Annotated in this window: 8 protein-coding genes; 6 read left to right on the top strand and 2 right to left on the bottom strand. The window is 69.6% G+C overall.

Annotation, left to right across the window (positions count from 1 at the left end; translation table 11 throughout):
* Positions 1 to 175 precede the first annotated feature (175 nt).
* The 6 genes from Amac_RS11695 to Amac_RS11670 all read left to right on the top strand — a co-directional run bounded on the left by Amac_RS11695 (position 176) and on the right by Amac_RS11670 (position 12,009).
* On the top strand, positions 176 to 2,350 hold the full coding sequence (locus tag Amac_RS11695) for a vWA domain-containing protein (protein WP_170322440.1): 2,175 nt from the start codon (positions 176 to 178) through the stop codon (positions 2,348 to 2,350).
* A gap of 31 nt (positions 2,351 to 2,381) precedes the next feature.
* Positions 2,382 to 5,522, top strand: coding sequence for a tubulin-like doman-containing protein (locus tag Amac_RS11690; protein ID WP_155354368.1), 3,141 nt, complete (start codon positions 2,382 to 2,384; stop codon positions 5,520 to 5,522).
* A complete protein-coding gene (locus Amac_RS11685) occupies positions 5,513 to 7,891 on the top strand; it encodes a hypothetical protein (RefSeq protein ID WP_155354367.1) in 2,379 nt (792 codons plus the stop codon). Before Amac_RS11690 ends, Amac_RS11685 begins: the two co-directional genes overlap by 10 nt.
* Positions 7,884 to 9,005, top strand: coding sequence for a serine/threonine-protein kinase (locus Amac_RS11680; protein ID WP_155354366.1), 1,122 nt, complete (start codon positions 7,884 to 7,886; stop codon positions 9,003 to 9,005). Before Amac_RS11685 ends, Amac_RS11680 begins: the two co-directional genes overlap by 8 nt.
* Positions 9,002 to 10,072, top strand: a complete 1,071-nt coding sequence (locus tag Amac_RS11675; RefSeq protein WP_155354365.1) for a hypothetical protein — start codon at positions 9,002 to 9,004, stop codon at positions 10,070 to 10,072. The genes Amac_RS11680 and Amac_RS11675 overlap by 4 nt, the downstream gene beginning before the upstream one ends.
* Positions 10,073 to 10,248: 176 nt before the next feature.
* Entirely contained in the window at positions 10,249 to 12,009 is a 1,761-nt protein-coding gene (locus Amac_RS11670) for a hypothetical protein (RefSeq protein WP_155354364.1), read from the top strand.
* Here the strand turns inward: Amac_RS11670 and Amac_RS11665 are convergent.
* On the bottom strand, positions 11,998 to 13,746 hold the full coding sequence (locus Amac_RS11665) for an aminotransferase class V-fold PLP-dependent enzyme (protein ID WP_155354363.1): 1,749 nt from the start codon (positions 13,744 to 13,746) through the stop codon (positions 11,998 to 12,000). The two genes, Amac_RS11670 and Amac_RS11665, sit on opposite strands and share 12 nt — an antisense overlap.
* A 56-nt stretch (positions 13,747 to 13,802) precedes the next feature.
* Complete coding sequence (locus tag Amac_RS11660; RefSeq protein ID WP_246268276.1) at positions 13,803 to 14,264, bottom strand: GntR family transcriptional regulator; 462 nt, start codon at positions 14,262 to 14,264, stop codon at positions 13,803 to 13,805.
* Positions 14,265 to 14,487: the final 223 nt, after the last annotated feature.

The following is a 14,487-nucleotide window of genomic DNA, read 5'->3' as shown; positions in this document are numbered from 1 at the left end:
GGGTGCAATGGAACCGTTCTTCACCGCCGGACGTTGGCTGGTCAACATCGGCGGAAATTTCCGTACGAGCATCGGAAACGCACCGCCGGTCTCCACGCGAAGGGGCAACGCGGATATGGTCGTCAGTTCTGTTTCCCGTCGGCTAGCCATGCTCATGTCCCTCGGCGTCGTGTTCATGACGGCAGTGCCGGCCGAGGCCGTGCCCATTCCACCCATCGAGGTGCAGCCGATCGACGTGGTCATCCTGGTCGACGAGTCCGGCAGCCTGTCCGCGAGCGCCGTGAGCCAGGAGCGCGCGGCCGCCTCACTGCTGGCCGTCGGCGAGTTCTCGTCCAAGTCCCGGGTCGAGGTGGTCGGCTTCGGCAGCAAGAACACCCCCGACCAGGACGCGCTGGACATGGTCTGCCCGCTCACCCCGCTGGGCAGCAGGGAGGACCGCGAGGCCATCCTGAAATGCGTCCAGGAGCTGCATCCCCGGACCGCGGCGGAGGGCAACGACACCGACCACGCGGCAGCGCTCGGACGTGCGCTCGCCACCCTGCGCGACTCCGATGACGACCAGCGCCAGAAGATCGTCTTCCTGCTCACCGACGGCATCCTGGACGTCCAGCGCAGCCTGAACTACGGCGACAGCCCCGCCGTACGGCAGGCCGCCGCCGCCGACTACATCCAGGCCCACCTGACCGAGGCCACCAAGCTCGGAATCCAGGTGTGGCCGCTGGGGTTCGGCCAGGCCGACCCGGCGCAGCTGCGCGGCTTCGCGGTCGGCAAGCCGTGCAACAACATGGGCGACTCCAAGCCCAGAGCACAGCTGATCAAGGACGAGCGCGAGGTCTTCGCGGCCATGGTCCGGGCCTACGCCGCCGCCAGGTGCGCGGGCTCGGAGGTGGCCGAATCGCAGACCGTGCCCAGCGGCGGCTCCCGCGAATACCAGCTGCGCATCCCCGTCATCGCCACCGACGCCTCGATCACCGTCTCCAAGCGCAACCCGCGCTTCAAGGTCACCTACATCGACCCCAACGGCAAGACCGTCCCCAAGTCCGGCGCGTTCGACGGCTCGACCTTCCAGGTCAACGGCGAGGACACCCCGGTGGAGGGCCTGCAGATCCGGCTGCCCCGCCCGGGCACCTGGAAGGTCAGGGTGGAGGCCGCCCAGGACGCCGAGCCCGAGGAAGTGGTGGCGGCCGTGACCTGGCAGGGCGCCGTGCACTCCTCCATCACGCTGGACTCGCCCAACCCCGACCCGGGCAAGGAGGTCGTGGTCCGGTCCCGGCTGCAGACCAGGAAGGGCGTGGTCGTCGCCGACGACGACCTGTCCGCGCTCAGGTTCAGCGTGGACATGACCGGCGACGGGGTGCCGGGCACCGTGCACGCGGAGCTCAACGACTCGGGCACCGGCCCCGACCGCAAGGCCGGGGACGGCGAGTTCGCGGGCGCGCTGACCATCCCGCCGGGAGCCTCGGGCGGGCTCGAGTTCGTCGGGATCGTGGACGCGACCGGGGTGCAGGGCGACCGCATTCCGTACCAGACCACGGTCGCGAAGCCCGGCGAGCAGGTCAGGACCGTGGTCGACATCCCGCAGCAGACCATCGCCCCGGGCGACGCCGCCACCGGCACGGTGACCGCCAGCAACGAGACCGGGAAGCCGATCAGCGCCACGCTCGTCCTGGCAGACCTGCGGGAGGGCGACCACATCGAGGTGGTGGACCCCGACGTGCGGCTGGCGGTCGGCCAGTCCTCCACCGATGTCACGCTGACGCTGGCCGCCGACTCGGCCGAAGGCGACGTGCCCGGGATGCTGATCCTGCGCGACGCCGCCGACCCCGCCAAGGTGTACGGCCAGGGCTTCCTCAAGCTGCGGGTGGCGCAGCCGCCCTCGCCGGTGCCGTGGATCCTGGCCGCGCTCACGCTGCTCGCCGTGATCACGGTGACCTACCTGACCAGCCGGATCCGGGCGGCCCGGGTGCGCGGCGACGTCCAGGATCTCACCCTGGTGCTCTACCAGGGCGACCGGGAGATGGGCCCCTGGCGGGCGCCGATCGGCCGCAACCGCAGGCTGACGTTCGTCATCCGGGACACCCACACCGACCACCCCTACCTGGACCGCCCGAACCAGGGCGACCTCACCTACGAGGTGGTCCGGGCGGGCCGCGGCGCGGGTCTGGTCCTGCGAGGTCCCGGCGGCGAGCAGTACCCGGTCCGGCCGGGGGTTCCGCAGGCGGTCGGGGACGGGGTGGCGATCGCCGTACGGGACGGCAGGCTCGACCGGCGGCCCGAGCCGGCCGCCGGCGCCTACGGATCCGATCCGTTCGACCAGCCCAGCCATTACTCCAACGACCCCCTGATGTGATGCGGGCTTCGGTGCAGAAAGCGAGCCGTGGATGAGGATCTATCAGCCGATGTTGTTCGTCGGGTTGGGCGGCACCGGCTGCCTGATCGGAGCCGAACTGGAACGCCGGCTCCGGGACGAGCTGTGCGGCCCGGACGGGCGGGAGCTGCTGGACCGCATGCCGGGCCAGAACTTCCTGCCCTACCAGCTGCCGTCGTGCATGCAGTTCGTGTACGCCGACCTGAACGAGGCCGAACTGCTGCGCCTGAAGACCAGGGCGGTGCCCGGCTCCGATCATGTGGCGGCGGGGATGCGCACCAGGAACCTGGTGCCGGATCTGGTGCCGCGGTTCGACACCTACCCGGAGGTGGCGCGCAGCCTGCGTACCAACATTCAGCCGTTGGTGACCGACTGGCTGCCGCCTTCCAGCGGTGAGCCCCGGGTGGCGCCGCTGGTGCGCGGCGCGGGGCAGCTGCCCACGGTCGGCCGGGCGGCTCTGTTCGAGACGCTCCGGCACGGCGTGCGGCCGGCCATGCTGCCGGTGGCCAACGCGGTCGGCAGCATCAGCACCTCCGGTGGCGAGCTGGCCCAGCTGGGCGGCAGGCTGAGCTCCTCCTGCGACGTGTTCATCGCGTTCTCGGTGGCGGGCGGCACCGGCAGCGGGATCTTCTACGACTACCTGCATCTGGTCGGGCACGCGCTGGAGCAGGCCGGCCTGCGGGCGCAGATCTACCCGCTGGTCCTGCTGCCGTCCGCCTTCGACGAGGGGCTCGGCGGCGGGCGGCGGGCCACCCTGAACGCGGGCCGCGCGCTGCTCGACCTGTTCCGGCTGGTCGACGACCAGAACGGGCACGCGGCGGGCACCGAGCTGAGCAACGTGGGGATCACCGGCGACCTGTTCGTCCGCTACCCGGTCGAGGGGGAGATCCGGCTGCGCGCCTCGACCGTGCAGACCGCGTTCCTGTTCGGCCGCACCTCGGGCGTGGACCGGGAGGACCTGCACCGCTCGATCGTGTCGCTGGTCATGTCGCTGGTCGGCACCGACATCGACCAGGGCGAGGAGGAGGGCGCGCGGGTCTTCGACCGGGTCTACCAGTCCTTCGCCGACGACTTCATCAACCGGGGCGTGGAGCGCGAGACCATCGCGGTGTCCGGGATCGGCAACCGGGGGGTCTCCACCAGCCTGGTCGCGTCCATGACCGTGCCGGTGGACGACCTGGCCGACCTGGTCGCCTCGCGCATCCTGGCCCGGGCCGTCGCCGAGCTGGCGGCGCCGCCGCCCGGCCGGGCCGAGAACAACCGGGACGCGGTGGAGCGCATGTTCGGCGCGACCAACCTCGACCCGCTGCGGACCCGGGCGCCGCTGACGTTCACCGAACTCCAGGCGACCGACGGGGCCAACGCCATCTACCGCATGCTGGCCACCCGGATGCGCGGCATGGAGGACAACCTCAAGGCGCTGGAGGCCAGCCTGCGCACGGTGGTGCCGCAGATGGTGCAGGACTTCGATCCCCGGCGCGGGGTCGAGCAGATGCTCGGCGACTACGACCCGCTCCGGCTGCGGCGGATCCTGAACGGCCACCCCAACCTGATCGAGGAGGTCGACAAGCTGGGCTTCCGCGGCCTGCTCGAACTGCGGCGCAGCGAGCCGCCCGCGCCCGCGGGGCTGGCCACCCAGCCGTCGCTGCCCCAGCTGCGGGACCGGCTGCTCGGGGTGCGGAAGGCGCGCTGGGGCGACCCGGTGGTGCAGCGGGTGATCCAGGAGCAGGACGCCTGGTACCACTGGCGGGCCAGGGCGATCTGGCACTCCGCGTGGGGGGACCAGACCGCGCGGTGGGAGCACAAGCTGGGCCGTACCAGCCGGGACCTGACCGATCTCACCGACGAGCTGATCGGCCACGCCCAGGAGGACGACGCGCGGTTCGCCCGCCGGGCCCGTGACCTCTACCGGGCCAGGGTCGGCGTGACCTACCTGCTGCCGCCGCGCGGGGAGGACCTGGAAAGCTTCTACGAGCAGGTACGGAACCGGGCGATCAGCCACTATGTCGGGCGGGGCAGGCTGCGCCCGAACGCCAGCGAGGCCGACCTGCTCAACGAGATCATCGACACCGACGGCTGGCGCCGGGTGTTCCAGATCAGTACGGAGGACGGCCCCGCCTACGCCAAGGCACACCTGCGGGACCGGCTCAAACAGGAGGTCAAGCGGCTGTTCCGGCACCGCGAGCACGGCGAGCGGCCGCTGCTGCCGCCGATGGCCGACCTGGTCGCCCAGGCGGCGGGCAAGGACGGCGCGCTGGTGGAGGAGGAGGACCTGCTCCAGTTCCGGCAGAAACTGGCCGCGCTGGTGCCGAGCGGATTCTCGCCGCAGGGCACCGGGGAGATGAAGGTGCTGATCTCCTACCCCGCCGCGGCCCGGGACGCGGGCGTCGAGAACTACCTGCGCGGCACCATCAACCTGCCCAAGCACGGGCCCGCCCCCGAGTTCCGGTCGCTGGACGCCGACGCCATCGTGGTGGTGCAGTTCCGGACCTCGATGGGCGTGACCGAGGTGCCGGAGCTGCGGGAGGTGCTGAACTTCTGGGGCCAAGCCCTCCGCAACGAGCAGGATCAGGACTTCCTGCGCTGGCGGCAGCGGCTCGGCTACGACTTCGGCTACCTGATGACCACGCACGAACACCGGGTCCGGATCCTGCAGCGGTTCCTGATCGCGATGTGGAACGGCCAGGTCCAGATCGAGGACGGCGGGCCCGACTCCCCGGAGCGGATCAGGATCGTGCTCGACCAGGGGGCCGACGCCATGTCGATGACCCTGGCGCTGACCACGTTCGCGGGGGCGTCGTCGTGGGGGAGCCTGGTCCGGGCGTACGAGGAGTGGACGCTCAGCGACGACGAGTCGATCCGGCGGGACTTCGCGGCCCGGCTGATGCGGCTGCTCCCGATCGGCCTGGAGGCCACGCCGATCCCGCCCGATCCGATGTTCGAGCATTTCATCCGGGTCGCCGAGGAACAGCTCAAACTGCTGGAGATCCGGATGCCGACCCTCTCGGAGGCGGGCCGCCGCCAGGCGGAACGGCTGGCCGAGCTGTGGGGCGGCACGCTGCGGGACGCGCTGCGCCTGCCGTTCACCGGGGTGTCCAACCCCGTGCACAACAACCTTGAGGATCTCGCCGAGGTGGTCAACCGGTGGCTGTGACAGACGGGCTCGAACCGGATGTCCTGGTCCTGGACATCCGGGACCGCGACGTCGGCGACGAGGGCTGGTCGGCGCTGGGCCGGGTCGCCGACCGCGGCCGGGTGCTGGTCGTGGACCGGGTCGAATCGCTGGCCGCCCGGCAGATCTTCTACGAGGACATCCTCGGCACCCGGGCGGTGCAGGCGGTGCTGTGCATCGCGGTCGGATCGCCGCGCCGCGGCTCGGACGCGCTGCTGACCATCTCGCCCGCGATGGCCACCTCCGAAGTCACCGCCACGCTCTGGGTGGGCGACGGGACGAGTGTCGAATGGGACATGGATCGGGGCCGGGCGTTCCCGCCCGCGGAGGATCCGGACCGGACGCTGGCCTCCCTGACGGACGTGCTCAGCCTGCCCGAGGTCTTCGACGCGGTGGTGGCCCGGATGCGGGACATCCCCTACCGGCTGGCGTCGGCCGGGATCACGATGACGTCCGGCAGCTTCGGCGACGAGTTGCTCGCCGACGCGCTCGCCGGCGGCCTCGACCGGCTCACCGGCGGTGCCGAGGTGTCCAGGATGACCCAGAGCGGGGCCGCCGACCTGGCCGCCGCCGACCGCTCGCCCACCCGGATCCTGCGGCTGCTCCTCAACGACAACCCCGTGGACGTGGCGGATCCGCTGGTGCCGAGGGAACGCATGAGCAGCCTGCGCGACCAGGCCAAACACCGCGCGGAAGAGGTCAGCCAGCTGGTCGCGGAGCTGGAGACGGTCGGCGCGCTCACCGGCAATCCGCGGCCCGGCGCCACCGCCGTGAGCCGGGTCCGCGCGTCCGGATCCGCGCTGCGGGCCCTGCGGCAGACCGCCGACACGCTGTTCGAGGAGGCGGACGGTTTCGACGGGACCGACCACTCGATCAAGGATCGGCTGGCCAGGGAAGGTGTCCGGACTGACCTGGCCATCGGTCCTGGCAGCCCCTCTGACGCCCTGCGGGTGACCATCAAGGCCGAGTTCACCCGCAGGGTCTCCCTGCAGACCCTGGCCGTGCGCCTGCGCGCCTACGCCGCGCAGGTCGCACCCGGGGGGAGCGGGGCCTTCCGCGATCACCTGCACCGTGCCTGCCCGGACGCGCTGCTCAACGATCTCGACAGCCCCCGGCCGTTCCCGCTGGACGCCATGCGGAGCGCGCTGCTGGTCGGCGCCCTGGCCTTCGGCGCGGTGCTCGGCATCGCGGTGGGGCCGCTGGCCGGGACCCCGCTGGCCTCCGGGGTCCGGCTGGCCGGGGTCGGCCTGATCGCGGCGATGGTCTGGGTGCTCGGCGTGACGCTGCTGATGGCGCGCGTGCCGGAACCGGAGGGCGAGCACGGCTGGCGGGACCTGCCGGCCGCCCAGCTGTTCCTGCACGGCGCCCTCATGCTGGCGGGGGTGGCCGCCGGGCACTTCATCTGGTGGCTGCCGTTCGCGGACGGCCAGCTCGGGCCGCCGATCGAGATCACCCTGGTGGTGGTGCTCGCCGTGCTGGTCGCCATGGGCTTCGTGCTGTACGCGTCGTGGCGGAAGATGGTCGACCAGTGGTGCCGCAGCCTGCCGGGACCGGCCGCCGAGGACGCCGCCACCCGGCTGGCCGAGGTGGTCCGGCGGGTGGCGGTCCGGGAGTGGGCGCTGGCCGAACGCCGCCGGGACGCGGCCGACGCGGCGAAGACGTACGCCTCGGTGCTGCAGGATCTGACGCTCGCGCTGCACCGGGGCGTGGCCGAGCACCGCACGAAGCTCCTGGACCGGAGCGGCCCGCTCGGCCCGGTGCGCAAGGGCTTCGTCGGCTCGCCCGAGTACGGTGCCGAGTTCGCCCAGCTGGTCGCCGATGACCTGGTCGACCTGGCCGCGCACATCCTCGACCCGCTCTGGAACCACCTGTACGGCACCGCCCTGCGCGAGGTGACCTGGCGGATCGAGGACAGTGCGCAGCGCGGGCTCACCGAATACTGGGACCATCTGCGCCGGCGCGGCGTGCACGAGCGCCCGTCGTTCGGCACCGACAACGTGCGCCGAACCGAGCTGGCCGAGACGGTCTGGCGGCGCTCGTCCGGCGTCGCGGAACTGGTCAGGATGCCGGTCGGGGGGCGGATGATCCAGCTGTGCGACCAGGACGACCTGCACCTGCTCCAGTCCACGTCGGGCGGGCAGGCCGTGCGGTTCGTGCCCCGGGTGGCGCAGCCGCCGGTGGGCGGGCGCGACGGATACGGCGACGGCGGCGCGCACTTCCCCAGCGACGTGGTGTGGACGGCGGCCAGCCAGTTCGCCGGGGTGGTCCGGCTGGTGCCGCTGCGCACCGGCATCGTGTCGGCGCACTGGACGATGGGCGCGCAGACGGGTCCGGGCGGTGGCAGTGGCTGATCAATTCGGCACTCAGCTCGATTACACCGACGCCGAGGGCACGCAGCGGCAAGGAAAGATCATCCATCAGGGTCCTGGCCGGACCAAGCCGGGATCCGAGCTGGTCATCAGCGACATCCAGGTCGAGGTGGACGGCGTCACCGGCTGGCTGGTCAAGAAGTCGCTGCACCAGGCCGCGGCCAAGCACGACCCGCAGCTCTACGCCCGGATGGAGAACGAGGTCAGGACCGGCCTGATGCTCCGGCGCCGCTTCGGCGGCCCCGCCTATCCGGCCGAACTCGCCCGCCTGGCCGGTTACGACGTCGACTGCGAGGAACCTTTCGTCCTGTACGAGCGACTCCACGGCAGTGGCTTCGCCGCGGACGTCGCCGGCCGGTTGCTCCTGGAGGAGCAGAAGCAGTTCCAGATCACCCTGCTCCGCGGGGTGCGCATCCTCGAACAGGTCGGGATCGTGCACCGGGGCATCACGCCGTACAGCGTGTGGTGGGACGGCCATGTGGCCCAGCTGACCGATTTCGAGCTGGCGATCAAGGCGCAGCGCTGGCGGACCCCTGTCGGCGAGCGGCCGTGGGCCTCGCCCCAGCAGCGGCTCGGGGTCGGCGGCACCTGCGCCCGCGACGACGTCTGGAGCGCCGGAATGGTGATTTACCACGTGGCGGCGGGCACCCGGTCCACCGCCGCGCTCAACGGGCCGGTGTCGCTGAACGCCGTGGAGCCCAGAACCCGGGAGCTCCTGGCCGGGGTGTTCGCCGAGAAGGCGAAGCACCGCCCGCACCCGCTCGACCTGCTCATCCGGCTGCGCGAGACCGACCCGATCGCACCGCAGGAAGAGGCCGCCGACGGAGCGTTCGAGCGCGGCGGCCTCCGCTACGACGAGATGATGCGGCAGAAATGGGGGTCCACCTGGCGCCGCCCGCCGGTGGCCAGGGACCCGATGGTCGAGGACGACGACGAGGACGAGGCCGCGCCGGCTCCTGCCGCACCGCCGCCGGAATATCACGCCCCGCCGCCCACGCCGGTGGTGCGCGCGGGGGGTGGCGGAATGGTGCTCGCCGTGGTCGTCGCCATCGTGGTGCTCGCGATCGCGCTGTGGTTGATCGGAGGGATGCTGTGAGCGAGAAACCCGCCCCCATCCGCTGTCCCGTCTGCCTGGATTCCTTCCCTTGGAACACCGACGGCGCGGACCTGTACGAGCTGGACAGCGAAACCCTGCAGTACCGCCTGATCAACATGGCCAACCTGCGCGACCCGCACAAACGCGACTACCGCCTCCGCTCGGCCTTCATCCGCTGCCCCAACCCCTCCCAGGACACCGGCACGCACTTCCTCCCGGTCCTCTACGGCCGGTACGGGCGTCCCCTGGTCATCGGTTTCGTGGGCGCCAGCAGGACCGGCAAGACCCACCTGCTGGCGGCGATGATCGGCGAGATCGAAGCCGGCAACCTGCAACGCTACGGCCTGTCCGCGGTTCCCCTCGATCAGATCCGGCACCGGGACTTCCTGCGCGAGAAGGTGCACCCGCTCTATGACGGCGAGCGACTGGCCTACACCGCGCCGAGCGACCTGCCCGAATTCGTGGACGCGATGGTCTTCAGCCGGACCGGGGACACCGGAGGTCATCCGGTGGCGTTCTTCGACCTCTCCGGCGAGCAGCTGACCCGGGTCGGCCGCGGCGAACGTTTCCTCGCGGCCGCCGACGCGCTGATCTTCGTGGTCGACCCCGAGAAGTCGCTCCGGCTGCCCGGGTTCGCCACCAAGCCCAGCGACCTCGGCGACCTCGCCTTCGGCAACGTGCTCGACCAGCTCTTCCGGCAGGACGCCATCCTGGACATCCCCGCCGTGATCGTGGTGAGCAAGAGCGACGTCCTGCGCTTCATGCATCCCGTCGATCGGTGGCTGGCCCAGACCAACCCCGGCGGAGCGCTGGACGCCGAACTCCTCCGGATGGAGAGCAGGGACGTGTACGCGTTCCTGCACCAGCACGGCGCGCAGGGCTGGCTGCTGCCGACCGCCCGCTGCCGCCGCTGCACGCTGCACTTCGCGTCCGCCACCGGCGGCAGGCACACCAACGGCCGCTATTTACGGCAGGTACGGCCCCAGCGGGTGCTGGAGCCCCTGGTGGCGGTGCTCGCCATGACCGGTGTCATCACCGGGCCGGAAGCCGAGGCGGTGGGACGGTGAACACGAGTACGGAGGTCCACTGGCTGGTCTTCTCCTGGGAGGACGACCAGGACGGGCTGGCGCTACGGCGATCGTCGCTCCCGGCCGGGGAATGGCTGAGCTGGGGCCGGCGGCTGCTCAGCCGCGTCGAACTCCAGCGCAAACCCGACGCCACCGCCAGTTCGAGTGTCTGCCGGTTGGATGTGGACGGCCAGATCGTCGCCCTCCATCGGCATCCCACCGCGGAAGTCGATCCGCGCAAGCGCATCAGGACGTACGCCTACCTGAACAAGCAGGCGCCGCTGGGCGCCCGCGACGTGCTCGGCCGGGGGGAGGACTGGCACGTACGGGTACCCGTGAACCTGTCCTCCGGACCCCCGTTGCCCGCGGAGCTGCTGCCGAAGCTCACCGAAGAGCAGGCGAGCGCGTACACCGAGCGGGTCCGGGGCACGAACCGGGACGCGCTTCGCAAGCTCGTCACCGAGGTGCTGCGCAACATCGATTCCAGTTTCTCCTGCCGGATCGACGCCCGGATAGATCCCCGCCTGGTGATGTGGGGTCTCATGGACCTTCTCGACGGAGTCGTCGGAGTCGGTGATCCTCGCTACTGGACCTTTTCCACGGATGAAAGCGACGACCTCGGCCGCGATCTTCCGCGTTTCGTTTTTCTGGACCAGTGGAAGATCAGTTCGCTGGAATCCGCGCATAAACGCATCGACCTCACCAATATCACCAGATTTGCCGATGACTTGCATACGCAAGCGGCCAGCCATCTCGTCGAGGCGTACTGGGCCGGCGGCACCGAGGGCGTGGCCAAGCTTCGCAAGGCCGCGGGGGTCAAGGACACCGGCCGGGACGATCGCCGGGTCGCGGCGTTGCGCGCTTATGCCCAGAAGGTCACTGTTATCCCCACGACGGAGGAGACGACATCCCGTGACATGACACCCAGGTCATGGGAGGAACCGTACGAGGTGGTCGAAGAACGGGCCCTGACGGTTGGGGGCGACATACTCGACTATGAGCCCCAGTTCACAGCCGAACAGTCGGAGCACGCCCAGGTGGACGTGCCGGTCAGCGAGGTCAGGGAGCAAGACCCGACGGTCGCGATGCGGCGCGATGACCCGCGGCATCGGATCTACGAGCCGGGCGAACGGGACGAAACAGATGATTCTCCGCACTCGCCCTATGCGGCAGGTGGCACGCTCCGTGAGGTGTTCACCGAACGCCCTCCCTCATTCAGGTGGGGACAGATCGGGGACAGCCCTCCCTCCGAACCCACCACCCCGGCGCCGCACTCCCGATCCGGACGCCCGCCCGTCCCCGCCGCCAAGCGCGCGCCGGTGCCCGGCGGGAACGCGCTGCCCCCGATCCATGCCATCTCCAGCCTCGCCCAAGGTCTACTCCAGGTGAAAGACGCAAGGACGGTGGAGCAGTACGTGCATGCCATGGCGACATCGGCGCACCATGGGGTGGGCCATCGCCAGGACTTGCGGAACGCCCTCATCGAACACAGGTGTTTCCACGGCTTCTTCTCGAAGATCGATGGAGTAGATGTCGAAACCGAAATCGAAAGACTCGTCGAATCGGCATTCTTGGCGGATGATTTCATGTCCGACAAGTCGGCGGTCAAGAAGGCGGCCAGGATCGCCGCCATGACCGGCATGCCAGACGTTGTCATCGCATCCTTGGCGAAATTAACGGGACAGGCAGGATTCGGTCACGCCCGGATCTGGCTCGACCTCGTGGTGGAAATGAGATCCGAGCAAGCCCGGACGACCTTCTGGTCCAGGAGGAAGTCGCGGAAACAAGGCACGGCACAGAGCCCCAAGACGTCCGGTGGCAGCTCCCTGAGCCGTGGGGAGAAAACGCAATCAATCCTGGAAAGAGTCGCCCTTATCGCCTTCCTCACCATCGCCTTTGCGCTTGCGATCGGCGTAGCCATCTTCTTACTCAGATGACAACGTCGACAGGCAGGCGGCCGGCAGGAGAAACGTGCGCAAGCCCTCGAAGTCATCGGGAAAGCCCATATCGATCGCGTCAGGCCGGGACTCCATGAGCATCTTCGCCGCCTCCAGATAGCCCGCCAGCACGTCCTCATCGGCCTGCCGGCGCGAGCGCGGATACCAGACGATTCCATCGGCCCGGTATCGCAGATCGGAGAGGCGCAGCGGCGGCTCGGCCGCTCCCCGGCGATGCCGCCACAGGCCCGTACGGGGATCGAAGTGGTAATCGGCAAGCAACCGGTGGCCGGATGCGGCGAGCAGGTCGACGGCGTCGATGAGGTAGTCGCCGACGGTGTCGGAGATGAAGTAGTTGAAATTCACGCGCACCCAGCCAGGTCTGACGCCCTCACACCCCTGCTCGATCTTGTCCCGCAGCGCGTGGGACCACGCCTGGTCGATGCCCAGCAGCCGGTGGCCGTACGGGCCCGCGCAGGAGCACCCGCCGCGAGACTGGATGCCGAACACGTCGTTCAGCAGCGCGACCACGTAATTGTGGTGCAGGTAGAGCGAACCCGCCCGGACGCGGAGCGAGACGATCGACAGGCGTCGGGAACGATGGCTGCCGAGTATCTCGATGTTCGGGTTGTGCTGCCACCGGTCGAGCGCGCGGCGCCAGAACCGCTCCTCCCGCGCCTGGATCAGCTCGGTGCCCACGGCCTGCTTCAGGCGGAAGACCAGCCCCGCGCGGATGGACTCGACGATGGCCGGCGTGCCGCCCTCTTCCCGGGCGACCGGGTCATCCAGGTAACGATGCCCGGTCGGGTCCACGAAGGCGACGGTCCCGCCGCCGGGCGCCGTCGGCACCTGGTTGCGCACCAGCTCGCGCCGGACCACCAGGACGCCGGGGGTCTGCGGCCCGCCGATGAATTTGTGCGGCGACAGGAAGATCGCGTCCTTGTGATCCGGCCGCCCGGGCGCGGTGGCTTGCATGCGTATCGGCACGTACGGCCCTGCTGCGGCGTAATCCCAGAACGACAGGGCACCATGGGCGTGCAGCAACTCGGCGATCCGCTCGGTGTCGGACAGGATTCCGGTCACATTGGAGGCCGCCGAGAAGCTGCCGATGAGCAGCGGCCGATCGGCGTGCCGCAGGAGTTGCGCTTCGAGGTCGCCCAAGTCGATGTGCCCATGGCAGTCCTCCTTGATGACGACGACCTCGGCGATGGACTCCCGCCAGGGCAACTCGTTGGAATGATGCTCGTAGGGTCCGATGAACACCACCGGCCGCGGCAGCGGAATGTACAGACCGGGAATGCGTAGTTCCAGGATGCCGATGAGCTTGTTGACCGCGGCGGTCGCGCCGGAACCACAGAAGATGACCAGGTCGTCGCCCCCACCGCCCACCGCGTCGTGGATGATCTCGCGAGCCTCCTCACGCAACCGGGTCGTCTGCAGCCCCGTGGCCGAGCTTTCCGTGTGGGTGTTGGCGTAGCGAGGCAGCACCTGATCCCGGATGAAGTCCTCGATGAAGTCGAGGGACCTGCCCGAGGCGGTGTAGTCGGCGTAGGTGATGCGACGCGGCCCGTACGGACCGTCGAGCACCTCGTCGTCCCCCAGGATGCCGCGGCGAATCCGCTCCAGCAGCGGCGATGTCGTCGGCCCGTCCGAAAGCCGGTACAGAGCGCCGGACGGCTCACCGGGCGCGTACCTGGCGATGACGCCCGTGGAACCCGGGTTCGGATCCTCGGTCATACATGGATTTTTCAGGACACCGCTTGACGCCCGTTTGCAGCTGGCTTATCCGGGTTTCAGGACTCTTCCGACTCGTCAGGCTCTTGGGGCCATGAGTCGGGGTCGGAGACGTATGTGCCCTTGCGGGATTTGGTGTAGACCCAGCCCTGATCGCGCAGCACTCCGACCGCCTTGCGTACGGTTTTCGTGGTGACCTCGTAGCGTTGGGTGAGGTGGGCCTCGCTGGGGATCGGGCGGGTTGGCTGGTAGGTGCCTATCCTGATCTCGTTCGCGAGATCTGCGGCGATCTCTCGATACCTGCTGTCCGTCTGGACCTGTCTGGGCACGCTCGGCGGTCCGACGAACGTTCCGAGGCCCTTCTCGTTGTAGACGGTCCCGTCCTTGCGTAACTCCTTCAACACGCGGCGTGCGGTGTCCCGGGAGATGCCGAAGTCCCGCATGAGCGTTTTCTCGCTCGGCACGGGAGAACCCGCCGGTAACTCTCCGGCGGAGATTCGCTCGCGAATCTTCCTCTCCACCTGCTGATACAGCGGGGTAGATCCAGATCGGTCCAGCACGCTGGCACGCTAGGGCCACCCTCGCTTGCCCTTAGTATGCCATACCTCCCCGGGGATGAATGAATACAGGCATTGCACCTCTCCATACCTGTGCCTGGATGTATGCTCTGATCTGTCTGGCGATTAATGCTTAAATCGGCGAGGGCGGCACTAGAGTGGTGGTAGACCTCTACCCGAGCGGCGG

Origin of the sequence: Acrocarpospora macrocephala, from assembly GCF_009687865.1 — a bacterium.
Classification (GTDB): Bacteria; Actinomycetota; Actinomycetes; order Streptosporangiales; family Streptosporangiaceae; genus Acrocarpospora; species Acrocarpospora macrocephala.
The sequence above is the reverse complement of the archived record's forward strand: the minus strand, read 5'-3'. Positions and strand labels throughout refer to the sequence as shown.

Coding starts and splice junctions, on each gene's coding strand:
- Amac_RS11695 (WP_170322440.1), top strand. CDS start 176: ATGACGGCAGTGCCGGCCGAGGCCGTGCCCATTCCACCCATCGAGGTG.
- Amac_RS11690 (WP_155354368.1), top strand. CDS start 2,382: ATGAGGATCTATCAGCCGATGTTGTTCGTCGGGTTGGGCGGCACCGGC.
- Amac_RS11665 (WP_155354363.1), bottom strand. CDS start 13,746: ATGACCGAGGATCCGAACCCGGGTTCCACGGGCGTCATCGCCAGGTAC.